Below are 23,791 nucleotides of genomic sequence, written 5' to 3'. Positions count from 1 at the left end.
GTCAGCTGGTGCGGCCCTTGGCGTCGAAGCGGCGCATGCGGTCCAGGACGGTGTCGGCGGTGGGGTCGGTCAGTTCGTCGACGATGCGGCCGTCGGCGAGGAAGACGACGCGGTCGGCGTAGGCGGCGGCGACGGGGTCGTGGGTGACCATGACGACGGTCTGGCCGAGTTCGCGGACGGAGTTGCGCAGGAAGGAGAGGATCTCGGCGCCGGAGCGGGAGTCGAGGTTGCCGGTGGGTTCGTCGGCGAAGACGATGTCGGGCTTGGAGGCGAGGGCGCGGGCGCAGGCGACGCGCTGCTGCTGGCCGCCGGAGAGCTGGCTGGGGCGGTGGGAGAGGCGGCCGGAGAGGCCGACGGTGTCGACGACGCGGTCGAGCCACTGCTTGTCGGCCCTGCGGCCGGCGATGTCCATGGGGAGGGTGATGTTCTCCAGGGCGGTGAGGGTCGGCAGCAGGTTGAAGGCCTGGAAGACGAAGCCGATGTGGTCGCGGCGCAGCTGGGTGAGCTGCTTGTCCTTGAGGCCGACGAGTTCGGTGTCGCCGATGGTGGAGGAGCCGGAGCTGACGGTGTCGAGGCCGGCCATGCAGTGCATGAGGGTGGACTTGCCGGAGCCGGAGGGGCCCATGATCGCGGTGAACTCGCCCTGGGGGAAGGTGACGCTGACGTTGTCGAGGGCGACCACGCGGGTCTCGCCCTCCCCGTAGACCTTGTTCAGGCCGGTGGCGCGGGCGGCCGCCCGGCCGGTACGGACGGCGGTTGCGGACATCGTCACGAGGGTCTCCTGGGGGCGAGGGAAAGGCGGAAGAAAAATCGGATGATCGTCTTCCTGTCCATTCTCGCCACCGTTCCGTGCCCGGAAGGTCGCTCCCGGGTACGGGCTCCCCCCGCCGACCCGGCGGCCCGGCGGGGGCTCCCCTCCTCCTCGGGTATGACGGCGGCTCCTCAGTCAGGCGCAGGACCGCCCCCGACCCCGGCTACTCGACCGCCACCCCCCAGCGCACCGCGAGACCGGCCAGACCGCCCGGCACCGGCGTCCCGCTCGGCTCGAACGTCCAGACACCGCCGCGCCGTTGGAAGGATCCGACGACCATCGCGCTCTCCGGCACGCCGCCGGTCCCGGCCTCCCAGCGGGCCGGGCCGGTCACATCGGGGCCGAAGGCGCCGCCCAGCGCCAGCCCGTGCACGTAGCCGAGCGGCAGCGTCGGCGACTCCTCCTCCTCGGTGGACACCGCCACCACCACCTCGTCCACCGCCGGGGCCAGCCGAGCGGTGTCCAGGGTGAGTTCGGCCCGGCGGACCGGTTCGCCCGGCACCGAGCGGGTGGGGTGCAGCCGGACGGCGCCGTCCGGGTCCTGCGGATTGTTGAAGAACACGAAGTGCTCGTCGTCCAGCACCCGGCCGTTCGCGCAGAGGAACGCCGAGACGTCCAGCTCGACCGGGTCGCCGCCGGCCGTGCGGCTGCCCCAGGACAGGGCCACGGTGCTGACCGCGCCCGAGGTGCCGGCCGCGGCGCTGCCGCTCCCGGCCCCGCCGGCCCCGCCGGTCCCGTCGCTTCCGTCGCTTCCCGAGCCGTTCGCCCCGTTCCCGCTCCCGCTCCCGTTCGCGCCGTTCCCGTTCGCCCCGCCGCCCGAGGTGCGCTCCCCGAGGCGGCCGCGCAGGCCCTGCTCGGCCAGCAGCTCCACCAGCTCCGGACCGCTCACCAGGGTCAGCGGCTTGTTCCGGATGTACTCGTACGAGCCGGGCCCGAACCCGGCCGTGGTCACCAGGATGCCCTTGATCGCACCGTGGTGGCGGACCGTCGAGTCGAGGTCGCGCACCGCCGTGGGGGAGACCGTCGAGCGGTAGCGCTTGGCCTGGATGACGATCCGTCCGCCGGTCACCGGATCGAGGTCCTCCGCGACCACGTCCACCCCGGCGTCCCCGCTGCGGGCCGTGGTCATCACCCGGAAACCGCGCAGCCGGAACAGCTCCGCGATCAGCTCCTCGAACTCGATCGGGTCCATCTCGAAGAGGTCCGGATCGTCCTCGCCGCCCTGCCCCGCCACACTGCCGCCGACCGTCTCCGGCAGCCGGTCCGGCCGCACCTCGTCCAGCCGCTCGGGACGCGCGGACAGCACCCCGCCCAGCCCCTGGAAGCACTCCACGGCCGCCACCCGGTCCAGCGTGAGACCGGAGAACTCGGCCCGGTCGACCGTCACCGTGGTCAGGAAGCGCTCCGCCTCCCGGCCGGTCGCCGGGTCGATGCCGCGGACGAAGCCGTTCAGCACCACCGAGGCCAGCAGCCCGTCCCCGTCCGCCCGGTACAGCTCGGTGACCACCCGCAGCGCGCTCTGCGCCAGCACCTCCCGGTAGAGCGCCTTGCGCTCGGTCGCCGGGCGGGCCACCTCGGCCTCCCGGTCGTCCGCCTTCACGTACCGCACCCGGCCGGTCGCCGGGACCACGTCCGGGCCCGGCAGCTCCCAGTTCACCACCAGCTGGCGGCTGCTCGCCTCCCAGGCCGCCACCAGCCGGTGCGGGAAGCCCTCCGGCCAGCCCGCCGAGGCGTACAGCACGGCCGAGAAGTACTCCTGCACCGCCTCTGCCTCGCCCGACCGCAGCCGCCGCAGCGACTCCTCGGTCCGGGCGGCGCGCTCCTCGTCCTCCCGGCGGAACCGGGCCACCCACTCCAGGTACTGCCCGTGGTACTCGCCCAGCCGCCGCTGCCGCTCCGCCTCGGCGGCCTGCGCCGCGTACCAGTCCTGCTCGAACCGGGCCCGCGCCTGCGCCACGTACTGCTCGTACTGCTGCCGCACCCCCGGATTGCGGGCCTGCGCCCGGTCCGGCGGCGGCACCTGGTAGCGCGCCTGGTCCGGCATCGGCACCGGTTCGCCCAGCCGCCCCGGCTCGAAGGGCGGCACCGGGCGCGGGGCCAGCAGGCTCTGCGCCCGGAACGCCGGGCGGTCCAGACCGGCCGCCAGCAGACCCCGCAACTCCTCCACCCGGCCGTCGAGTTCGGCCGTCCGCCGGGCGGCCTCGGCCTCCCTGGACTGCTGGTACGCCCGCTGCGCCTCCCGCTCGCCGCGGGCCGCCGTCTTCTGCGCCTCGCGCTGCTCGCGCTCCCACCGGCGCTGCTCGGCGGCCTGGGCGCGCCAGCGCGCCTCCTCCCGGCGCTGCTCCTGCCGCTGCGCCTCCGCCCAGACCGCCAGCACCCCGTTGTTCCGCCGCCCCGCCACGTCCACCCCTTCGCTCCACGCCGCTCCGGCCCGGCGCCCGCCTCCCGGCCGCGCCACCGCCCGCGCCCGCCACAATAGAACGTGCACCGGGGGAGCGCGCAAAGGGCCCGCGACCTGCGGCGTCGCCCGGGGGTGAGCAGGTGTCAGGCCGAGGTCGGCACGTCCGCGTACCAGCGCCAGTCCTCGCGGCGCGGGCGGCCGGGGAGGGCGCGGCGGCCGGTCGCCCACAGCAGGGTCGGCCAGGGGCCGGCCGGGTCGGGCCGGACGTCCGGGAACAGCCGGGCCAGGGTGCGGGCGCAGACCTCGGCCGGCGGCTCCCAGGGCAGGCCGAGACCCTCGGCCACGTCGTGCAGGTGGACCAGGGTCTCCACCAGGCTCATCGCGACGAACCCGGCCGGGTCGGCCAGGCCCCAGGGGTGGAAGGCCCGGACCTCCGGGCCCCTGGTACGGGCGATCGAGACCATCAGCCCCCCGCCCGCCGCCAGCACCTCCACCAGCGCCTCCGGTCCGTCCTCCCGTTCGACGAAGACGAAGCTGTTCGGGCCGCCGGGGTTCGCCCGCCGGGCCACGATCGGCACGTAGCGGTGCTGCGGCGGGTGCTCGGGGCCGAGCTGGGCGGCGTAGGCGAGCAGGTCGTCCGCCAGGTGCTCGACGGTGCTCCAGCAGTCCCAGGTGATGCCGCCGGCCGGCCTGGACCAGTCGGTGCCGGCGGGGGCGGCGCTCAGGGTGTCGACGGCGAGCCGGAGCACGGCGGCCAGGTCGTCCGGGGTCACGGGGCCCGGCGGGACGGGGCCGGGCAGGGTGTCGGTGGTGGTCATGCGGCGACGCTACCGCCCCGGGCCGGGCCCGGGAGCGGGGTCGGCCCGCGGACCCGGCGGACCCTGTCGGTGCCACCCGGTAGCCTCGACAATTCGGGCGGCACGGGTGAGGCCAGGGGCCAGAGGGCAAGGGTGAGCGGGACGGACGGGTGGATCTCCACCGGGTTGGCGTGGCGGGACGGCCGGGCGGTGCTGAGCGCCGTCCACGGCCCCCGCACGCACGAGCGCGAGGTGGTGCCCGGCACCGGGGTCGGCTGGCGGCTGGGCGGACCGCGCCGCTGTATCGGCGCCCTGCTGGCCGGCCGGGCCGAGCGCACACCGTGCCCGCACCGCGCCGTGATCGCTCCGGACGGCGGCGCGGTGCAGTGCCCGCCCTGCCAGAGCGTCGACCGGGGCCTGGCCCTGGCCCGGGACCGGATCCTCGACGACGGCCGCACCTACCGGCTCTACCTCGCCTGGTTCGGCGAGGGCCTGCTGAAGGTCGGCCTGACCGCCGAGCAGCGCGGCACCAGCCGGCTGCTCGAACAGGGCGCGCTCGCCTGGACCTTCGCCGCCCGGGGCGCCCTGCCCGCCGTCCGCCGGGCCGAACTCACCGTCTCCTCGGCCGGGTTGGCCCGGGAGCGGTTCAAGGTGCGGGCCAAGGTGGAGCACTGGTGGGAGCACGGCGACGCCGCCCACCGCCGGACCGTGCTGACCGACGCCCGCGCCCGCGCGCACGGCCTGCTGCACGGCCACGACGTGGAGCTGCTGCCCGACCACCCGGTGGTCGACCAGGTCGGGCTGTTCGGCCTGACCGGTGGCGCTCCCGCCGTCTACGACGCGGTCGAGGGCCTGGCGGACGGCGCGGTGGTGGCCGGTCGGCTGCGCGCGCCGATCGGCCGGCACCTGCTGCTCGACCGGCCCGGCGGGGAGCCACCGCTGCTCCTGGACACCCGGCTGCTGACCGGCTGGACCCTCGCCCCGGCGCCCGGCCGTCCGCCGTCCGGGCTGTCGCTGGTCCCCAGGGTCCGGCCGGAGCCTCCGGACACCCAGGAAGCGCTGTTCTGACGGGGAGGCGGAGCCCGCGCGGGCCCGTCCCGCCGGCACCCCTCCGCGCGGCGCCCCGGCACCCGGGCCGCCGCTCGCCGCTGTGCTCCTGAGGGGCCGGTGACCGGAACGGTCCAGGGACGCTTCCGGTCGCCCGGAAGCCCTTCCGTGCGGGCCGACCAGCGACGAAGCTAGTGATCGCCGCCAGGGGAACAGCCCGGAGCGGCACCGGGAGAAGCGCCACCGCGGGACGCGTCCACCGGTTCACTGCACCACGTCGAACCAGTCGAACCAGTCGAACAGGAGAGGGCACCCTCATGCTCCGCACCGTCGTCACCGAGGCCACCGCGGTCGCCGTACCCGCCGCACCAGCCGCACCCGGCACCGCCACCGGCATCGTCCGGAGCTGACGCCCGCCCCACCCCGCCCCACCCCGTCCCACCCCGCTGCCGCCCGCCCCGGGCCCGGCCGGCTGTTCCTGCAGGGCAGCCGTCCCACCGGGCCCGTGAGGCGGTCCGATCCAGCACACTCCCGGCACCTCCGTGCCGGAGCGCCAGGCGCGCCGACTGCTCCCGGAGAGCAGTTCCGCCGGTCCGAGCACCGTGCCGCCGCGCCCTCCTTCCTCCGTCGACGTGCCCCTGAACCCGCCATCTGCGGTCGGCCGCCGACCCCCTGACACCTCTCTGGAGACTTCAGCATGTCCGTCACCCGTTCCAAGCTTGCCAACATCGCCCTGACCGGCACCCTCGTCCTCGGCGCGGCCCTCTCCACCGTCTCGCTGACGGCGTCGGCCCAGGCGGTCGGAACCTCCGCGGTCAACGGCCCGATCACCCGCTCGGAGATCATCGCCCGGGCCCAGAACTGGGTCGACCAGGCGGTGCCGTACAGCCAGAGCCTGTGGCACTCCGACAGCAACGGCTCCTACCGGCAGGACTGCTCGGGCTTCGTCTCGATGGCCTGGCACCTCGGCTCCAGCCGGGTCACCTCCACCCTCGACGACGTGTCGACCCGGCTCAACAGCCTGGACGACCTGCAGCCCGGCGACATGATCGACAACATCACCACCCACGTCGTGCTGTTCACGGGCTGGACCGACGGCAGCCACACCACCGCGAACATCATGGAGGAGCCGCGGTCCGGTCTGACCGCCCGCAGGACCACCTACTCCCGCAGCTACCTCGTCAACAACGGCTTCCTGCCCTACCGTTACGACAAGACCGTGGACAGCACCCCGCTGCCGCCGAAGCCGGCCCCGGTGGGCTGGGGCGCCCAGGTGATCGTGAACGGCGGCGGTGACGTCTTCCACTCGACCCGCAACAGCCAGGGCTCGTGGACCGGCTTCGGCAACGTCGAGGCCGCGGCCGGGAACATCGGCGGTGTCCAGGCCATCGCCGACGCCGGCATCAACGGCGACACCCACATCCTCGCGGTCGGCGGCAACGGTGCCATCAACCACACCATCCGTCACAACACCGGCTCGTGGGACAACTTCACCGACATCGGCCCGCAGACCAACCAGCTGGGCGGCGTCACCAAGCTCTCGGCGGTCTCCATCGGCGGTGACCTGCACGTCGTCGCGGTGGCCAACGGCCGTCTCTTCCACACCGCCCGCCTCGCCAACGGCACCTGGCTGCGGTTCGGCGACATCACCCCGGCCTCCGGCACCGTGACCAGCGCGGCGGCCGCCAGCGTCAACGGCGAGCTCCAGGTCGTCTCGGTGGCGGGCGGTGTCGTCCAGCACACCATCCGCGCCGTCGGTGGCGCCTGGCAGCCCTGGGCCAGCGCGTACGACGCCGCCGGCAACGTCGGTGCCGCCCAGGACGTCGCGATCGCCGGCACCGGTGGTGACGCGCAGATCGTCGTGGTGACGACCAGCGGTGAGCAGTACCACGGCGCCCGCTACGCCAACGGCACGTGGCAGCCCTTCAACCCGCTCGCCCCCGTGATCGGCTCCTTCGCGGCGAACCGGGTCAGCGCCGCGAACGTCGACGGCGAGCTCCAGGTCGTCTTCATCACCAACGACGACCGGATCATGCACACCATCCGCGACGGCTCCGGCAGCTGGGACGGCGCCGCGGCGATCCAGCTCAACGGCGTGGTCGGCAACCACTGGGACGTCTCGATCGGCGGCACCTACAACTGATCGACGGCGCGAGCCCTTCCGGCCGGCCCACCCGCGGTTCCCGCGCGGTGGGCCGGCCCGCTCCGCCCACCCCCTGCTCCGGCTCCCGCCGCCGGCCCCGCCCGGCTCCCACCGACACCACCTGCTCCGGCTCCCGCCCCGCCGCCCTGGAAGAGGCTCCGATGTCCCGCTCGACCCGCCGTTCCCTCGCCGCCGCCGTCACGTTCACCGCACTCGCCGCCCTGGGCCTGCCGGCCGTCGCGGCCGGCTCCGCCCACGCCGCCTCGGTGGCCACCTGGGACCGGGTGGCGCAGTGCGAGAGCAGTGGCGACTGGAGCTACTACCGCGCCGGATGGCCCTACTTCGGCGGCCTGCAGATCACCAAGGGCACCTGGGAGGCGTTCGGCGGGACGCAGTACGCACCGCTCCCGCACCAGGCCACCAAGCAGCAGCAGATCCTGACGGCCGAGCGGATCCTGGCCGGCCAGGGCACCGGGGCGTGGGCGGCCAAGTGCAACGGCGGTCTGGGCACCGACCACGCCGATCCCTACCCCGCGCCGACCGCGCCGGTGAGCTCGCCCGGCGACCTCTTCCACGCGACCCGTCTGGTGGACGGGAACTGGACGTCCTTCAAGCCGCTCAACGGGTTCGGCACCGCCCCGTTCTTCAACGCCTCGCAGGAGTCGATCGCGGCCACCCCGGACGGGTCGACGCAGACCCTGGCCACCGGGTCCGACGGCAACCTCTACCACACCGCCCGCTACCCGAACGGGTCGTGGACGCCCTGGGCGCCCCTGGACGGCTACGCCGGATCCCCGCGCTTCTCCGCGAGGGCCCAGGCGATCGCGGGCATGTCCAGTGGCGACACCCAGATCGTGGCGGTCGGCGCGGACGGCAAGATATACCACAACGCCCGTTTCGTCTCTGGCAGTTGGCAGGGATGGGCGCCGGTCGGCACCTGGGGCGCCCAGCGGATCGCGGCGGCCGGCCTGCCGGACGGCAGCCTCCAGGTGCTGATCGTCGGCAACGACGGCAACCTGTACCACAGCATTCGCGCGGTGGACGGCTCCTGGCAGGGCTGGAACGCGGTGGCCGGCTTCGGCGCGGACACCTTCCAGGCCAAGGACATCGCCGTCGCCGGCATGCCGAACGGTGACACCCAGCTGCTGGCGGTGGGCAACGACGGGAAGATCTACCACAACGCGCGGTTCGCCGCGGGTACTTGGCAGGGCTGGAACGCGGTGGCCGGCTACGGCGGCGCGGCGGGCTTCCAGGCCGGGAGCCTCGCGATCACCGGGATGTCCAACGGTGACGCCCAGATGCTCGCCGTGGGCAACGACGGTCAGGTCTACCACAACGCGCGTTACTCGTCCGGCAGCTGGCAGGGGTGGTGGAACACGGCCTTCAGCGGGCGGAAGGTGTCCATCGCGGGGATGCCCGACGGCGGCGCCCAGATGGTCGTCGTCCGGAGCTGATACCCGGAGCTGATACCCGGAGCTGAGACCCGGAGACGGGACCGGAGTTGATACCCGGGCCCGGCTGCGGTCGCAGCTCCGGTCTCCGGTGCGGATCCCGGGCGGCGGACCGGCTACGCGAGCTTGCCCCGCACGCCGCCCGGTCCCGAGCGCGCCCGTCGCGAGAGCGGCGGGCGCGACGGCCGTACGTCGCCCCGCCCGGACGGGGGCGGCTCGGCCCCGGTCGCCAGCGCCCGCGCGGCCTTGGCCGTCGCCAGGGCGACCCGCGCCAGCAGCGGGTCCTCCCGGACCCCGGCCGCCCGCTTCGCCGTCTGGCAGTGGGTGCACCAGACCGGCGAGGCCGGCCCGTCGGGGTACACCATCGCCTCCGGCGGCAGGTAGTGGCTACCGCACTCGACGCATTCGAAGACCAGCCTCATCCGACGATCACCGTCCCGGATCCGTGGCACCGACCGCATGGCGACCAGAAGGTGTGGATCTTCGGCACCATGCTCCCTTCCTCGTCCAGTTCGACCGTGGCTTCGGTCTTCTGGGTCCCCCCGGACCCGCCGCACCCGGAGCAGGCCTGAACCTCGGGCATATGCATTCCTCCTCGGCGCGGGGACCACCGTAGCGCGAAATCCGAGGAGCCAGTAACGATCCTGACGAACAGTCGAAGAAGCGGGGCGCGCACGAGCACCACGCGCGCCCCGCTTCGGCTTTGAGGGGCCGCTCCGCCCCGGGCGTCAGCGACCGCCGCGCAGCGAACTGCGCAGATACTCCCGGTTCATCGCGGCGATGCTCGGCAGCGGGATGCCCTTGGGGCAGGCCGTCGCGCACTCACCGGTGTTGGTGCAGCCGCCGAAGCCCTCGGCGTCCATCGCCTCCACCATGTTCAGCACCCGGGAGGCGCGTTCGGGCCCGCCCTGCGGCAGCACGTTCAGGTGGACCACCTTGGCCGAGGTGAACAGCATCGCCGAACCGTTGGGGCAGGCCGCCACGCACGCCCCGCAGCCGATGCACTCGGCGTGCTCGAACGCGGTGTCGGCGGCCTCCTTGGGGACGGGCGTGGCGTGTGCGTCCGGTGCGCTGCCGGTCGGGGCGGTGATGTACCCTCCGGCGCCGATGATCCGGTCGAAGGCCGACCGGTCCACCACCAGGTCCTTGACCACCGGGAACGCCGCCGCCCGCCACGGTTCGACGTCGATGGTGTCGCCGTCCTCGAAGTGCCGCATGTGCAACTGGCAGGTGGTGGTGCGCTCGGGGCCGTGCGCCCGGCCGTTGATGACCATGCCGCAGGCGCCGCAGATCCCCTCGCGGCAGTCGTGGTCGAAGGCGACCGGCGCGTCGCCGCGCAGGATCAGCTCCTCGTTGAGGGTGTCCAGCATCTCCAGGAAGGACATGTCGGGGCTGATCCCGCCGACCTGGTAGGTGGTCATCGAGCCGGGCGTGTCGGGGCCCGCCTGGCGCCAGATCCTGAGGGTGAGGTTCACGCGTAGCTCCGCTGGGTGGGGTGGACGTACTCGAAGTCGAGGTGCTCGCGGTGCAGGACGGGCGCCCGGCCGGTGCCGGTGAACTCCCAGGCGGCGGCGTAGGAGAACTCCTCGTCCCGCCGGGCCGCCTCGCCCTCCGGGGTCTGGCTCTCGGTGCGGAAGTGGCCGCCGCAGGACTCGGCGCGGTGCAGCGCGTCCAGGCACATCAGCTCGGCCAGCTCGAAGTAGTCGACCAGCCGGTTGGCCTTCTCCAGCGACTGGTTGAGCTCCTGCCCGGTGCCTGGCACCTTGATCCGGCGCCAGAACTCCTCCCGCAGGACCGGGATCCGCTCCAGCGCGCGGCGCAGCCCGGCCTCGTCGCGGGCCATCCCGCACTCGTCCCAGAGCAGTTCGCCGAGCTCGCGGTGGAAGGAGTCGGGCGTGCGGTCGCCGTCCACCGCGAGGATGAGGTTCAGCCGGTCCGCGACCTCGGCCTCGACCGAGGCGATCTCCTCGTGGTCGGCCGGGACGGTGGGCAGCGGCTCCCGGGCCAGGTAGTCGTTGAGCACCGGCGGCAGCACGAAGTAGCCGTCCGCGAGGCCCTGCATCAGCGCGCTCGCGCCGAGCCGGTTGGCGCCGTGGTCGGAGAAGTTGGCCTCGCCGACCGCGAACAGGCCCGGCACGGTGGTCTGCAGGTCGTAGTCGACCCAGAGCCCGCCCATCGTGTAGTGGATCGCCGGGTAGATCCGCATCGGCACCCGGTACGGGTCCTCGGCGGTGATCCGCTCGTACATCTCGAACAGGTTGCCGTACTTGGCCTCCACCGCGTCCCGGCCCAGCCGGCGGACGGCGTCGGCGAAGTCCAGGTAGACGCCCTGCCCGCCGGGTCCGACGCCGCGGCCCTCGTCGCAGACGTTCTTGGCGGCCCGGGAGGCGATGTCGCGCGGCACCAGGTTGCCGAAGGCCGGGTAGATCCGCTCCAGGTAGTAGTCGCGCTCCTGCTCCGGGATGTCGGCCGGCGGCCGGGTGTCGCCCTCGGCCTTCGGCACCCAGATCCGCCCGTCGTTGCGCAGCGACTCGCTCATCAGCGTCAGCTTGGACTGGTGGTCGCCGGAGCGCGGGATGCAGGTCGGGTGGATCTGGGTGAAGCACGGGTTGGCGAAGTACGCGCCGCGCCGGTGCGCCCGCCAGATCGCGGTGGCGTTGGAGTTCTTGGCGTTGGTGGAGAGGTAGAAGACGTTGCCGTAACCGCCGGAGGCGAGCACCACGGCGTCGGCGGTGTAGCTGGAGACCTCGCCGGTGACCAGGTCGCGGGCGACGATCCCGCGCGCCCGGCCGTCGATCACCAGCAGGTCGAGCATCTCGGTGCGGGCGTGCAGCTCCACGTTCCCGGCCGCGATCTGCCGGGACAGTGCCTGGTAGGCGCCGAGCAGCAGCTGCTGGCCGGTCTGGCCGCGCGCGTAGAAGGTCCGGGAGACCTGGACGCCGCCGAACGAGCGGGTGTCCAGCAGGCCGCCGTACTCCCGGGCGAACGGCACGCCCTGGGCCACGCACTGGTCGATGATCTCCACCGACACCTGGGCGAGGCGGTGCACATTGGACTCGCGGGCGCGGAAGTCGCCGCCCTTGACGGTGTCGTAGAACAGTCGGCGGACGGAGTCGCCGTCGTTGCGGTAGTTCTTGGCGGCGTTGATGCCGCCCTGGGCGGCGATCGAGTGGGCCCGCCGGGGCGAGTCCTGGAAGCAGAACTGGACCACGTGGTAGCCCTGTTCGGCGAGGGTGGCACCGGCCGCGCCGCCCGCCAGGCCGGTGCCGACCACGATCACGGTGTGCTTGCGCCGGTTCGCGGGGTTGACCAGCTTGGCCTCGAACCGGCGCTGGTCCCAGCGCTGTTCGATCGGCCCCCCGGGGGACCGGGTGTCGGCGATCGGCTCGCCGACGCTGTAGTCCGGGTACGCGGTGTGTTCCGGGTGCACCCTGTGCTCCGGGGAGGCCGTCTGCTCCGGGGAGGCGTTCTGCTCCGGGGACGCGTTCACTTCACCACTCCGGTCATCACGGCGACGGGGACGGACAGGAAGCCCGCGGTCAGCAGCAGCGCCAGCCCGTTGGCGGTGAGCTTCAGCACCCGGTCCCGGCGGGCGTTGTTGGCGCCGAGGGTCTGCGCGGCGCTCCAGAACCCGTGCCGGACGTGCAGGCCGACGGCGAGCATCGCCACGATGTAGATCACGCAGGAGTACCAGTTCCCGAAGGAGGCCACGATGTTCTGGTAGGGCCTGCCGTGCTCGGCGGCGGGATTCACGGTCAGCGTGGTCAGGTCGAGGATGTGCCAGACGATGAACAGCGCCAGGATCACCCCGCCCCAGCGCATCGTCCGGGTCGCGTAGCTCGCCCGCCGCCGCTGGTGGGCGTACTTGCTCGGCCGGGCGGCGAGGTCCCGCCGGCTCAGCTGGGCCGCGGCCACGCCGTGCAGGACGACGGCGGCCAGCAGGCCGACCCGGGCGATCCAGAGGAACCACTCGTGGCCCAGGAACGGCTGGCCGATCGTGCGCAGCCAGGCCGCGTAGCCGTTGATGTCCTCCGGGCCGAAGAAGACCTTGAGGTTTCCCAGCATGTGCGCGACCAGGTACAGCAGCATCGCCAGTCCGCTGACGGCCATGACCGCCTTCTTGCCGACGGTCGACCGCCAGAGGGTCGCCAGGGTGGACGGATGCCTGGCCGTCCGGGACGCGGTTGTCATGGCATTAACGGTAGGGAGGCGGGCACGGTGCGTCCAAGACATGACGCGGCTCGTGACAATAGGCTCTGCCTATGCTGGGAGCTGTGCAACTCCAGCAGCTCCGATATTTCCTCGCCGTCGCTGAAACCCGCCACTTCACCCGCGCGGCCGAGGCGGAACACGTCGCCCAACCGTCACTCTCGCAACAGATCCGCGCCCTGGAGCGGGAGTTGGGTGCCGAGCTGTTCCACCGGACCCGGGGCAATATCGCCCTCACCGACGCCGGGGACGCCCTGCTGTCGCTCGCCCGGCGCATCCTCGCCGACACCGAGAGCGCCCGGCTCGCGGTGCAGGAGACGGTCCAGCTGCGCCGCGGCCGGGTGCGGCTGGGGGCGCCGCCGAGCCTGTGCACCAGCCTGGTGCCGGACGTCCTGCGGGTGTTCCGCGACCGCTACCCGGGGGTGGCGCTGGTGGTGCGGGAGGGCGGCTCGCGGGACCTCGTGCGCTCGCTGGCGGCGGGCGAGCTGGACCTCGCGCTGATCATCACCCCGCCCAGCGGCGAGGCCGTCCCGGCGCTGGCCGTCACCGAGCTGCTGCACGAGGAACTGGTCCTGGTGTCCGCCGAGCCGGGGGCCCGGCGCAAGGTGCGGGTGGCGGAGCTCGGCAAGCGGCCGCTGGTGATGTTCCGGGAGGGCTACGACCTGCGGGAGGCGACGCTCGCGGCCTGCCGGGCGGCGGGCTTCGAGCCGGAGTTCGCGGTGGAGGGCGGGGAGATGGACGCGGTACTGGGCTTCGTCCGGGCCGGGCTCGGGCCGGCCGTGCTGCCAGGGATGGTCGCCGACCGCTCGGGTCTCGCCGTCGCCCACTTCGCCGGTCCCGGCCTCGGCCGCACCATCGCCGTCGCCCACGGCCACGAGGTGCCGCCGACCCGGGCGGCGGAGGCGCTGCGGGCGACCCTGCTGGCGCACCTGCGCGACGCGGCCCGCACCGGCGGCCTGCCCCCGGGCACCAGGCTGCTGCTCTGAGCTCTGAGCTCTGAGCTCTGAGCACGCCCCTCGTGCGCGCCCGCGTACGCCCCCGCACGCCGGTTCGTACAGGGGCGCGATTGGCTCGGTGTGCGAAGCACCCGAATCGTGATCCGCAGGCGCCGCCGGCCCGGAACCCGCTGTTCACCGGCCGCGTCCCAGGCAGCGTCGGCGTTGCCGTAAGGTGCGTCGCCGCAGAGCCGAGCGGGCCGTGAACGGGGAGAGCACGAAGCGATGGACGACCGGAAGCAGCAGGAGCACAGACCGGCCGGGGGCGGCACCGCCCCCGCTGCGGGCAGCACTCCGGAGCCCGCGGACGCGCGGCCCTGGGAACTCCCGGAATACGTCCACGAGCGCGAGCTCGGCGCCGGCGCCAGCGGCCGGGTGGTGCTCGCCCGGCACCGGGCGACCGGCACCCCCGTGGCGGTCAAGTACCTGCACAGCACGGCCGGCACCGCCGCGCTCCGGGCCGAGGCCGAGGTCCTGGCCGGACTCGAATCCCCGCACGTCACCCGGCTCTACGAGTACGTCGAGGGCGAGCGCGGCGCGGCGATCGTGATGGAGCTGGTGGACGGCATCGCCCTGCGCGAGCTGCTCCGCGCGGAGGGGGCCACCACCCCCGAAGCGGCGCTGGTGGTGCTGAAGGGCTCGCTGCTCGGCCTGGCCGCCGCGCACGGCGCCGGGGTGGTGCACCGCGACTACAAGCCCGCCAACGTGCTGGTGGACACCGCCGGGACGTCCAAGCTGGTGGACTTCGGGATCGCGGTGCCGAGCGGCGACGAGCGCGACGTCTCCGGCACCCCCGCCTACATGCCGCCCGAGCAGTGGGCCGGTCGCCCCGCCTCCCCGGCGGGCGACGTCTACGCCGCGACCGTCACCTTCTTCGAGTGCCTCACCGGCGCCCGCCCCTACGGCGGCACGACCTTCGCCGAACTCGCGGTCCAGCACACCGAGGCCCCGATCCCGGCCGAACTGACGCCGGACCCGGTCCGCCCGCTGATCCTCTCCGGTCTCGCCAAGGACCCCGGGGCCCGCCCGGACAGCGCGACCGCGCTGCTGGCGGAACTGGAGGCGGTCGCTGCGGCCGGGTACGGACCGGGGTGGGAGGAGAAGGGGCGGCTCGACCTGACGGCCCTGGTCGCCCTGCTCGCGCTGCTGCTGCCCGGCGCGGGCGCGGCGGCGGGCGGCACCTCGCTGGCGCACACCGCCCTGGGCGGCGGCGGGTCGGCGGCCCTGGACTCCTCGACCGGAGGGTCCTCGGCGGTACAGTCCGCAGCCTCGCAGTCCGCAGCCTCGCAGTCCTCGGCCGCGCAGTCCTCGGCCGGGACCGGGGCGGCGCCGGCCGCCGTCGTCCGGGAGGCGCTGATCCGCCGGGCGGCGCGCACCGGCACCCGCGGCAAGGCCCTCACCGGCATCGCCGCCGGTGCGCTGACCCTCGCCACCCTGGCCGGGATGGCCGTCGCCGGAGCCGTGGACGGCGATTCCCGCACGGTCGTCGGGGGCGCCGTGCCCGAGGCGACCACCAGCCTCGGCCCGTTCGGCCCGGCGGGTGCCGCGTCGCCCCTCGGGTCGCCCACCGCGACCGAGGGCCAGGACACCCCGGACCCCGGGCCGTCCGACCCCTCGGCGACCCCCACGCCGGACGCCTCCTCCGGCGCACCCACCTCGGGCCCGCCGTCCCCCGGCGCGTCCTCCACCGGCCCGGGCGGCCGCAGCACCGGCCCCACCGCCGCACCGACCGGCCGGACGTCCCCGGGGACACCGCCCGGCTCCGGTACCCCCGGCACCGTCCGACCGCCGCTGCCGCCGGGTTCCGCCGTGCCGTCCTCCGGCCCGGCCGCGCCCGGGAGCGTCCCGCCGTCCTCCGCCCCGCCGGCGACGGGTTCGTCCACCGGCCCCGTCGTCGCCCCGTCCTCGGCGACGCCCGCCGGTCCCGCCGGCACGGCGCCGACCCCGACGCCCACGGTCCTGCCGACCCGGACGGTCGCCCCGACCATCGCGGTGACCTCGGTGAACCTGGACGCGCTGGCCTGCGCCGGGCGCTGGAGCACCACCGCGACGGTCACCGTGGTGGCCCAGGGGGCGGCCACCGGGTCGCTGACGCTGACCTGGTTCCACACCCTGGGCGAACGCACCGTGGACGTCGCGACCGACACGGTGGCGGTCCACGACGGCCGCGCCACGGTGAGCCGGACGCACGACTTCACCTCGGCGGACACCTACCCGACCTGGGGCGTGCGGATCGGTACCGCCCCGGCGGCGGCGAGGCCGGGGAAGACCTCGGACACGGTGTCGGCCTTCCTCTGCGACCCGCCGCGCTGACCCGCCCGATCCGCCCCCGGCACATCCTGTCCCCACCCCGCTCTCTGGAGGAGCCATGTCCACGCCCCGACCCGACTCCGACCCGGCCCCGGCCCCGGCGCCGGTCGCGGCTGCGGACGGTGACGCCGACCGGACCGTCGGCCTCGACCCGGCCGGGGAGGGCGGTACGGAGACCGTCCGGCTCGGGGCAGGACCGGCCGCCCAAGGGCCGGTTGTCGAAGGGCCGGCTGTCGACGGGCCGGACGCCGAGGCCACCCTGCGGATCGACCCGGACGAGGCGGTGAGCGCGACCTTCCTCGACCCCGGGGTCTGGGGCGGCGCCGGGGAGACGGTGGAGGCGCTCACGCTGCTGGACACCCCGGCGCACGGCACCGCCGCCCCGGCCGTAGCCGACCCCGCCCTCACGGTCACCGCTCCGGTGGCGGGTCCGCCCTCGCAGGTGGCCGCGCCGGGCCCGCCGCCGGCCGACCTCGCCCCGACGGTGCCCGACACCGCGCTCACCGTGACTGCTCCCGCCTCCGCCTCCGTCTCGGCCTCCGTCCCGCCCGGCGCCACGCCCCCGCCCGGCCCGCCGCCCGCACCGGCCACGTCCGCCTCCTCCTCCGCCGTTTCGGCGGCGTCCGCCGTCGCCGACAGCGAGGACGGACGACCGCTCGCCCCCGGTGAGTTGCGCCGCTTCGGCCCCGGTGTCCCGCCGCTGGCCGCCGCCGTCTGGCACGGCGCGGCCGTACCGGGCGCCGAGCCGCCGCGCCGTCGCCGGGCCCGGCGTTGGCTGTTCCCGCTGGTGCTGCTGCTGGCCGTCCTGGCGCTGCTGTTCTGGCGCTTCTCCACGCCCGCCCTCGCCGTCACCGGCGTCGGTGTCACCACCGACCCGGCGGGCCCCGGCTGCGACTCGGTGGCGGTGATCAAGGCCGAGGTGGAGACCAACGGCGGCGCCGGCACCCTCCGCTACCGCTGGCTCCGCAGCGACGGCACCACCTCGGCCGAGATCGGCCAGGACATCGGCTCCGGCACCCACCGCACCGAGCTGGTGCTGCGCTGGAGCTTCGAGGGCCGGGGCTCGCTCGCGGCCACCGCGACCCTGGAGATCCTCGCGCCCGGCTCCCGCACCGCCGAGGTCTCGTTCCCCTACCACTGCGCCTGACCCCCCGGACACGCCGAAGGGCCCGGGGGAGACCCCGGGCCCTTCGTGCGGACGGTGTGCGTCAGGCGGTCGGCAGCACGGCCTCGATCGCGGCGACGACCTCGTCCGACTCCGGCTCGGTGCGCGGCCGGATCCGGGCGACCACGGTGCCGTCCGGCGACACCAGGAACTTCTCGAAGTTCCAGGAGACGTCCCCGGCCTGGCCCTCGGCGTCGGCGGTCTCGGTCAGCCGCGCGTACAGCGGGTGCCGGTCGTCGCCGTTCACATCGGTCTTCTCGAACAGCGGGAAGGTCACGCCGTAGGTGGTCGAGCAGAAGGTCTGGATCTCGTCGGCGCTGCCCGGCTCCTGCCCGGCGAACTGGTTGGACGGGAAGCCCAGCACGGTGAAGCCGCGCCCGGCGTAGCGCTCCTGGAGCCGCTCCAGGCCCGCGTACTGCGGGGTCAGGCCGCACTTGGAGGCGACGTTGACGATCAGCAGCGCCTTGCCCTTGTAGTCGCCCAGCGAGGCGGCCTCGCCGGTCAGCGTGCGCAGCGGGATGTCGTACAGGCTCACGGTGGTGTTCCCCATTCGGCGGGAGATGGTGGTCATCGGTGGTGCGGTGGCGGGCGGGCCCGCGCCGGTACGGTATCCCGCCCGGCGTGTCCCACCTGCTCAACCACGACCGGGCGGCGGGTGTTCCGACGGGGGGAGCCCGGCCTGCTGCCGCTCCAGGGCGGCGATGTGCGCGGTGACGGCGGAGAAGTCCGCGCTCAGCCACCGCTCCGGGCGCATCCGCACGGTGACGTCGGCCGTCAGCTGCTCGGCGGTGGCCACCAGGTACGCCTCGGCACCGGCGGGCGGCAGGTAGCGGTGGGCCAGCGCGGCGCGTTCGGCCGGGTCTGTGCCGTCCTCGATCGCCACCACCGGACCGCTCACGCTCACGTACCGGCAGGGCGTCTCCTCCTGCTGCGCGCAGAGCGTGAACCGCCGGGCCGCCCGGATCCGGTGGGCCTTGGCCGACTCCCGCCCGGTCAGCACGGTGACCAGGCCGCCGGGTCGGTAGGAGTACCAGATCGGCACCGAGAGCGGGTCCTCGAAGGGCTCCGGGCCGGCGCCGGACAGGACGCCGACGTGCACGTCGGCCAGGAAGCGCTCGCACGCGGCGCGGGTCATCGAGAAGGACACGGTGGACTCCCCGGGGCAGCCGGTCCGCGCGCGGATTCGCGCCCGGGCGTTGCCCCGTACGTACCCGCACGACCCAGCGGTCGAACACCGGGCGGGCGCCCGGTGTTCGACCCCTTCGGGCTGCCGGGAGGGTCAGACCGACAGCGGGCGGATCGCCGTCGGGGCGTGCTCGGGGAGGGTGGCGACCTCCTCCCACTCCATCACCTTGTCGATGTCGGCAGCGCCCATCGAGATGTTGGTGACCCGCTCCAGGATCGCCTCGACCACGACCGGCACCCGGAACTCGGCGGCCAGCTTCTTGGCCTCCTCGAAGGCGGGCAGCAGCCCCTCCGGCTCGGTGACGCGGATCGCCTTGCAGCCCAGGCCCTCGGCGACCCGGACGTGGTCCACGCCGTAGACGCCCAGCTCCGGCGCGTTGATGTTCTCGAACTCCAGCTTGACCTGGAAGTCGATGTCGAAGTTCCGCTGCGCCTGCCGGATCAGCCCCAGGTAGGAGTTGTTGACCAGCACGTGGACGTACGGGATCCGGTGCTGCGCCCCGACCGCCAGCTCCTCGACCATGAACTGGAAGTCGTAGTCGCCGGAGAGCGCCACGACCTGGCCCTCGGGGTCGGCGGTCGCGACGCCGAGCGCGGCCGGGATGGTCCAGCCGAGCGGTCCGGCCTGGCCGCAGTTGATCCAGTGCCGGGGCTTGTAGACGTGCAGCAGCTGCGCGCCGGCGATCTGGGAGAGGCCGATGGTGGTGACGTAGCGGGTCTCCGGGCCGAAGGCCCTGTTCATCTCCTCGTAGACGCGCTGCGGCTTGAGCGGCACGTTGTCGAAGTGGGTGCGGCGCTGGAGCCGCGCCCGGCGCTCCTGGGTGGACGCGGCCCACTCGGCGCGGTCCACGAGGGTCCCGGCTGCCTTGAGCTCCCGGGCGACCTCGACGAAGAGCTCCAGCGCGGCGCGGGCGTCGGAGGCGATGCCGAGCGCGGGGGCGAAGATCCTGCCGATCTGGGTGGGCTCGATGTCGACGTGGACGAAGGTCCGGCCCTCGGTGTAGACGTCCAGGCCGCCGGTGTGGCGGTTGGCCCAGCGGTTGCCGATGCCGAGCACGAAGTCGGAGGCGAGGAAGTTCTCGTTGCCGTACCGGTGCGAGGTCTGCAGGCCGACCATGCCGGCGTTCAGCGGGTGGTCGTCCGGGACGATGCCCCAGCCCATCAGGGTCGGCACCACCGGGACGCCGGTCAGCTCGGCGAACTCCAGCAGCAGCCCGGCGGCGTCGGCGTTGATCACGCCGCCGCCGGCCACGATCAGCGGCCGCTCGGAGCGCTGGAGCAGTGCGATCGCCTTCTCGATCTGGATCCGGTTGGCGGTCGGCCTGTAGACCGGGAGCGGCTGGTAGGCCTCCGGATCGAAGTCGATCTCGGTGAGCTGGACGTCGATCGGCAGGTCGATCAGCACCGGGCCGGGCCGGCCCGAGCGCATCAGGTGGAAGGCCTGCTGGAACACGCCGGGGACCTGCGCGGCCTCCAGCACGGTGGTGGCGGCCTTGGTGACCGGCTTGGCGATCGAGGCGATGTCGACGGCCTGGAAGTCCTCCTTGTGGAGGCGGGCGACCGGGGCCTGGCCGGTGATGCACAGGATCGGGATCGAGTCGGCGATGGCCGAGTAGAGACCGGTGATCATGTCGGTGCCGGCCGGTCCCGAGGTGCCGATGCAGACGCCGATGTTGCCCGCGGCGGCGCGGGTGTAGCCCTCGGCCATGTGCGAGGCGCCCTCGACGTGGCGGGCCAGCGTGTGGCGGATGCCGCCGGAGGCCTTGAGGGCGGCGTAGAAGGGGTTGATGGCCGCGCCCGGCACGCCGAACGCGACGTCGACGCCTTCGAGCTTGAGGATCTCCACGGCCGCGCGGGCGGCTGTCATTCGGGGCATCGGGTCTCTCCTGCGTCGGCCCGCAGTGGGTCGGAGGGCTCATCTCCAGAATTCCACCATACGGAAGAACGGTTTCTGTATGTGGAATAAAAGTAGGACGGGGGTCGTCGGGACGTCAAGGGGGCTTTCAACAGAATGTGGAGCGCGGGGGAGGGGAGAGTCGGCCGGTCAGTTGCTCGACCGGCGAACGCGCGTACCTGCCCGGGGCCCGGATTCCGGCCCGAATGTGTCGGCGACGTGCTGTTGATGTGGAGGAATGGTGCGCGAGGTTGGCCGGATCCGAGGTGCTGGGTACCGTCGGTCCCACGCCGGGCCCGTGATGGTTGCCATGTTCAACAAGGGGCCGCGCGTCCTGGCCGCCACCGGCTGTACCGCCCCCGTCGGCCGTACCGCCCCGCCGGCAGGTCCGCCACTGGGCCCCGCCGTCGCCACAGCACCGTGCCATCGCCGCACCGCCGTACCGCCGCACTGCCGTGCCATCGCCGCCACCAGCAGCACACCGCAGCAACGCACCCGCAGCCGATGCGTCGCCCGCGACGCGCCGCCCCGCCGGGTGCGCGGAAGGAAGCTCCTCATGCCTCGACGATGTGCCCTGCCCACCTGTCCCGCCGCCGCCAATCCCGTGCTCCCTGCCCTCCCCGCCCTCCCTGCCCTCCCCGCCGTCCTCGCCCTCCCTGCCGTCCCCGCCGCCTCCCGGGCGGTGGGCCGGTGAACGGTCTGCCTCGACGGCGGAAGAACCCGCCCGCCGCCCCGCGCCCCCACTCCCGTCCCCGGCGCGGCCCGGTGGCCGCGCTGCGCGCCGTGCCCTGGCGGTACGACCTCCCCGCCTCCCTGGTCGTCTTCCTGGTCGCCCTCCCGCTCTGCGTCGGCGTCGCCGTCGCCTCGGGGGTGCCCGCCGAACTCGGCCTGGTCACCGGCATCGTCGGCGGCCTGCTGGTCGGCGCGCTGCCCGGCAGCAGCCTCCAGGTCAGCGGACCGGCCGCCGGTCTGACCGTGCTCGTGTACGAAGCCGTCCAGGAGTACGGCGCGGGTGCCCTCGGCGTTCTGGTGCTGCTCACCGGACTGCTCCAACTCGCCATGGGTGCGCTGCGGTTGGGCCGCTGGTTCCGCGCCATGTCGGCCTCCGTGGTGCACGGCATGCTGGCCGGCATCGGCCTCACCCTGGTGTTCGGCCAGCTCTACGCGCTCGCCGACCGCCGGGCCCCCGGCACCGGACCGGAGAAGATCGCCGGCCTGCCCGCGCTGCTGCGCGACGTCGTCACCGGCGCCGCCGACCGGGGGGCCCTGGCGCTCGGGGCCGCCACCCTGCTGGTGCTGGTCGCCTGGAAGTACCTGCCGCCCCGGCTCGCCCGGGCGGTGCCGGGCCCGCTGGCCGCGGTCGGCCTGGCCGCCGCCGTCACCGCCCTGTTCGACCTGCCGGTGGCCCGGGTCGAGGTGGCCGGGCTGCTCGACGTCCTCCAGTTGCCCGACCACGCCGCGCTCGGCGCCCTGGCCACCACGGCCGGGGCCGGCACCGTGCTCGCCTTCACCCTGATCGCCTCCGCCGAGACGCTGTTCAGCGCGGCCGCCGTCGACCGGATGCACCACGGCCCGCGCACCGACTACGACCGTGAACTCACCGCCCAGGGCATCGGCAACACCCTCTGCGGCCTGCTCGGCGCGCTCCCGATGACGGCGGTGATCGTCCGCAGCGCGACCAACGTCCAGTCCGGCGCCCGCACCAAGGCCTCGCGGGTCCTGCACGGCGGCTGGCTGCTGCTCTTCACGGCCCTGCTGCCGGGTGTGCTCGGCCTGGTCCCGCTGACCGCGCTGGCCGCCGTCCTGGTGCACGCGGGCGCCAAACTCGTTCCGGTCCGGCGGATCGCCGCGCTCTGCCGCGAGCACCGGGGGGAGGCGGTGGTGCTGGCCGTCACCGCCGTCTCGATCATCACCACCGACCTGTTCGAGGGCGTGCTGATCGGCATCGGCCTGGCCGTGGCAAAGTCGGCCTGGCAGACCTCCCACCTGCAGATCGGCGTCGAGGACCGGCCCGCCGCGCCCGGTACGGCGGAAGCCCCGCTGCGGGTCCGGCTGAGCGGCAACGCCACCTTCCTGCGGCTGCCCCGGCTGCTCGACACCCTCGAACGCCTCCCCGCGGACCGCCCGGTCGAGCTCGACTGGTCCGGGCTGCGCCACCTGGACCACGCCTGCACCGTGGCACTCACCACCTGGGCCGCCCAGCACCGCGCCCGCAGTACCGCCCCGCTGGCGGTCGACCCGCCGCTGCCGACCGTGGTCTGAGCGGCCCGTTCCGTGGCCCGAGCGGCTCGTTAGGCTGGTCGCCCCGGTGGCCGGGACCCGACCCGGGGCTCGGCACCGCGGAGTCGAGGGAGGAGACGGAGCCGTGATCGCTGCCTTTTCGGTCACCCCGCTGGGGGTCGGCGAGGACGTGGGGGAGGCGGTGGCCGCCGCCGTCCGGGTGGTCCGCGCGAGCGGGCTGCCGAACCGCACGGACGCGATGTTCACCAGCATCGAGGGGGAGTGGGACGAGGTGATGCCGGTGATCCGGGAGGCGATCGAGGCGGTGAAGGCCTACAGCAACCGGGTCAGCACCGTCATCAAGATCGACGACCGCGCCGGCGTGACCGACGGGCTGACCAGCAAGGTCGCCACGGTGGAGCGCCACCTCGCCGAGGGCTGAGGCCCGTCGCCGGCCCGCCCCTCCACGGGGCGGGCCGGCCATCTCCCCCCAATTCTTGACCGATCGATCTGGAATCGACTACCTTTCAGTTATGGCACGGACCAAGGAATTCGACCCCGACGCGGTGCTCCAGTCGGCCCTGGAGCTGTTCTGGCGGCGCGGCTACGAGGCCACCTCGATGGCCGAGCTGGTCGAGCACCTCGGGATCGCCCGGGCCAGCATCTACGCCACCTTCGGCAGCAAGCGGGAGCTCTACCTGCGGGCCCTGGAGCGGTACGGGCAGCAACAGCAGCCGGTACTGATGGCCGAGCTGTCGCAGCCGGGCCCGGTGCTTCCGGCCGTGCGGGCGCTGGTCCGCCGGTTCGCCGCCGAGTCCGCCGCGGACGGCGAGGGCGGACCGCACCGGGGCTGTTTCGTCACCAATACGGCGGTCGAGCTGGCCCCGCACGACCAGGGCGCCGCCCGCCGGGTGGAGTCCAACCTGCTCCACCTGGAGACGGTGCTCGCCACGGCCCTGGTCCGCGCCCGGGCGCAGGGCGAGCTGCCCGAGGGGCGCGATCCGCAGGCGCTGGCCCGGATGCTGCTGGTGCTGTTCCAGGGCATGCGGGTGATCGGCAAGGCCGGCGAGGGCTCGGCCCGCCTGCGCGACGCCGCCGACCAGGCCCTCACCCTGCTCGACTGACCCGTGTCCTGCCCGCTCCACTGTCCCCTTTTTTGCCCT

Annotated in this window: 19 protein-coding genes; 9 read left to right on the top strand and 10 right to left on the bottom strand. The window is 74.2% G+C overall.

Annotated elements, in window-relative coordinates:
• Position 1: 1 nt before the first annotated feature.
• The 3 genes from OG715_RS04880 to OG715_RS04870 all read right to left on the bottom strand — a co-directional run bounded on the left by OG715_RS04880 (position 2) and on the right by OG715_RS04870 (position 4,030).
• Complete coding sequence (locus OG715_RS04880) at positions 2-772, bottom strand: ABC transporter ATP-binding protein (protein WP_266277063.1); 771 nt, start codon at positions 770-772, stop codon at positions 2-4.
• A 202-nt stretch (positions 773-974) separates the two neighbouring features.
• Complete coding sequence (locus OG715_RS04875) at positions 975-3,212, bottom strand: restriction endonuclease (protein ID WP_266277065.1); 2,238 nt, start codon at positions 3,210-3,212, stop codon at positions 975-977.
• Positions 3,213-3,355: 143 nt separating this feature from the next.
• Complete coding sequence (locus OG715_RS04870; protein WP_266277067.1) at positions 3,356-4,030, bottom strand: hypothetical protein; 675 nt, start codon at positions 4,028-4,030, stop codon at positions 3,356-3,358.
• 132 nt (positions 4,031-4,162) lie between these two features.
• Here OG715_RS04870 and OG715_RS04865 point away from each other — a divergent pair, with 132 nt between their 5' ends.
• The 3 genes from OG715_RS04865 (at position 4,163) to OG715_RS04855 (ending at position 8,653) form a co-directional block, all read left to right on the top strand.
• A complete protein-coding gene (locus OG715_RS04865; protein WP_266277069.1) occupies positions 4,163-5,077 on the top strand; it encodes a DUF2797 domain-containing protein in 915 nt (304 codons plus the stop codon).
• A gap of 676 nt (positions 5,078-5,753) precedes the next feature.
• On the top strand, positions 5,754-7,199 hold the full coding sequence (locus OG715_RS04860) for a hypothetical protein (protein ID WP_266277071.1): 1,446 nt from the start codon (positions 5,754-5,756) through the stop codon (positions 7,197-7,199).
• 161 nt (positions 7,200-7,360) lie between these two features.
• Entirely contained in the window at positions 7,361-8,653 is a 1,293-nt protein-coding gene (locus tag OG715_RS04855; protein WP_266277073.1) for a transglycosylase family protein, read from the top strand.
• A gap of 113 nt (positions 8,654-8,766) precedes the next feature.
• On the opposite strand, the gene OG715_RS04850 is transcribed toward OG715_RS04855, so the two are convergent.
• From OG715_RS04850 to OG715_RS04835, 4 genes are all read right to left on the bottom strand, one after another.
• On the bottom strand, positions 8,767-9,072 hold the full coding sequence (locus OG715_RS04850; RefSeq protein WP_266277075.1) for a hypothetical protein: 306 nt from the start codon (positions 9,070-9,072) through the stop codon (positions 8,767-8,769).
• A gap of 306 nt (positions 9,073-9,378) precedes the next feature.
• Positions 9,379-10,125 (bottom strand): succinate dehydrogenase/fumarate reductase iron-sulfur subunit, encoded by a 747-nt coding sequence (locus OG715_RS04845; protein WP_266277077.1) that lies wholly within the window; start codon positions 10,123-10,125, stop codon positions 9,379-9,381.
• A complete protein-coding gene (locus OG715_RS04840; RefSeq protein ID WP_266277475.1) occupies positions 10,122-12,080 on the bottom strand; it encodes a fumarate reductase/succinate dehydrogenase flavoprotein subunit in 1,959 nt (652 codons plus the stop codon). The genes OG715_RS04845 and OG715_RS04840 overlap by 4 nt, the downstream gene beginning before the upstream one ends.
• A gap of 56 nt (positions 12,081-12,136) precedes the next feature.
• Positions 12,137-12,841 (bottom strand): succinate dehydrogenase cytochrome b subunit, encoded by a 705-nt coding sequence (locus tag OG715_RS04835; protein ID WP_266277079.1) that lies wholly within the window; start codon positions 12,839-12,841, stop codon positions 12,137-12,139.
• Positions 12,842-12,924: 83 nt separating this feature from the next.
• Here OG715_RS04835 and OG715_RS04830 point away from each other — a divergent pair, with 83 nt between their 5' ends.
• The 3 genes from OG715_RS04830 to OG715_RS04820 all read left to right on the top strand — a co-directional run bounded on the left by OG715_RS04830 (position 12,925) and on the right by OG715_RS04820 (position 17,311).
• Complete coding sequence (locus tag OG715_RS04830) at positions 12,925-13,845, top strand: LysR family transcriptional regulator (RefSeq protein WP_266277477.1); 921 nt, start codon at positions 12,925-12,927, stop codon at positions 13,843-13,845.
• 234 nt (positions 13,846-14,079) lie between these two features.
• The gene (locus OG715_RS04825; RefSeq protein WP_266277081.1) at positions 14,080-16,167 is read left to right on the top strand and encodes a serine/threonine protein kinase; all 2,088 of its coding nucleotides are present in this window, start codon (positions 14,080-14,082) and stop codon (positions 16,165-16,167) included.
• A 55-nt stretch (positions 16,168-16,222) separates the two neighbouring features.
• Positions 16,223-17,311: a hypothetical protein gene (locus OG715_RS04820; protein WP_266277083.1), complete on the top strand. Its 1,089-nt coding sequence runs from the start codon at positions 16,223-16,225 to the stop codon at positions 17,309-17,311.
• 61 nt (positions 17,312-17,372) lie between these two features.
• Here OG715_RS04820 and OG715_RS04815 read toward each other — a convergent pair whose 3' ends face one another.
• From OG715_RS04815 to gcl, 3 genes are all read right to left on the bottom strand, one after another.
• Entirely contained in the window at positions 17,373-17,864 is a 492-nt protein-coding gene (locus OG715_RS04815; protein ID WP_266277479.1) for a glutathione peroxidase, read from the bottom strand.
• A 99-nt stretch (positions 17,865-17,963) separates the two neighbouring features.
• A complete protein-coding gene (locus tag OG715_RS04810; RefSeq protein WP_266277085.1) occupies positions 17,964-18,476 on the bottom strand; it encodes a pyridoxamine 5'-phosphate oxidase family protein in 513 nt (170 codons plus the stop codon).
• Positions 18,477-18,608: 132 nt separating this feature from the next.
• Complete coding sequence (gene gcl / locus OG715_RS04805) at positions 18,609-20,390, bottom strand: glyoxylate carboligase (RefSeq protein ID WP_266277087.1); 1,782 nt, start codon at positions 20,388-20,390, stop codon at positions 18,609-18,611.
• Between the two features lie 783 nt (positions 20,391-21,173).
• On the opposite strand from gcl, the gene OG715_RS04800 reads away from it, so the two are divergent.
• From OG715_RS04800 to OG715_RS04790, 3 genes are all read left to right on the top strand, one after another.
• Complete coding sequence (locus OG715_RS04800; RefSeq protein ID WP_266277480.1) at positions 21,174-22,670, top strand: SulP family inorganic anion transporter; 1,497 nt, start codon at positions 21,174-21,176, stop codon at positions 22,668-22,670.
• Between the two features lie 103 nt (positions 22,671-22,773).
• Positions 22,774-23,070 carry an MTH1187 family thiamine-binding protein gene (locus OG715_RS04795; protein ID WP_030394736.1) on the top strand — a complete coding sequence of 99 codons (297 nt, stop codon included), beginning with the start codon at positions 22,774-22,776 and terminating at the stop codon, positions 23,068-23,070.
• Between the two features lie 91 nt (positions 23,071-23,161).
• Complete coding sequence (locus tag OG715_RS04790; RefSeq protein ID WP_266277089.1) at positions 23,162-23,752, top strand: TetR/AcrR family transcriptional regulator; 591 nt, start codon at positions 23,162-23,164, stop codon at positions 23,750-23,752.
• Positions 23,753-23,791: the final 39 nt, after the last annotated feature.

It is taken from the genome of Kitasatospora purpeofusca, assembly GCF_036010405.1.
Taxonomy (GTDB): Bacteria; Actinomycetota; Actinomycetes; order Streptomycetales; family Streptomycetaceae; genus Kitasatospora; species Kitasatospora purpeofusca.
The sequence above is the reverse complement of the archived record's forward strand: the minus strand, read 5'-3'. Positions and strand labels throughout refer to the sequence as shown.

Bases quoted from the DNA above. Each gene is read 5' to 3' on its own strand.
- OG715_RS04870 (WP_266277067.1), bottom strand. From the start codon at position 4,030: ATGACCACCACCGACACCCTGCCCGGCCCCGTCCCGCCGGGCCCCGTG.
- OG715_RS04860 (WP_266277071.1), top strand. From the start codon at position 5,754: ATGTCCGTCACCCGTTCCAAGCTTGCCAACATCGCCCTGACCGGCACC.
- OG715_RS04855 (WP_266277073.1), top strand. From the start codon at position 7,361: ATGTCCCGCTCGACCCGCCGTTCCCTCGCCGCCGCCGTCACGTTCACC.
- OG715_RS04850 (WP_266277075.1), bottom strand. From the start codon at position 9,072: ATGAGGCTGGTCTTCGAATGCGTCGAGTGCGGTAGCCACTACCTGCCG.
- OG715_RS04835 (WP_266277079.1), bottom strand. From the start codon at position 12,841: ATGACAACCGCGTCCCGGACGGCCAGGCATCCGTCCACCCTGGCGACC.
- OG715_RS04825 (WP_266277081.1), top strand. From the start codon at position 14,080: ATGGACGACCGGAAGCAGCAGGAGCACAGACCGGCCGGGGGCGGCACC.
- OG715_RS04820 (WP_266277083.1), top strand. From the start codon at position 16,223: ATGTCCACGCCCCGACCCGACTCCGACCCGGCCCCGGCCCCGGCGCCG.
- gcl (WP_266277087.1), bottom strand. From the start codon at position 20,390: ATGCCCCGAATGACAGCCGCCCGCGCGGCCGTGGAGATCCTCAAGCTC.
- OG715_RS04790 (WP_266277089.1), top strand. From the start codon at position 23,162: ATGGCACGGACCAAGGAATTCGACCCCGACGCGGTGCTCCAGTCGGCC.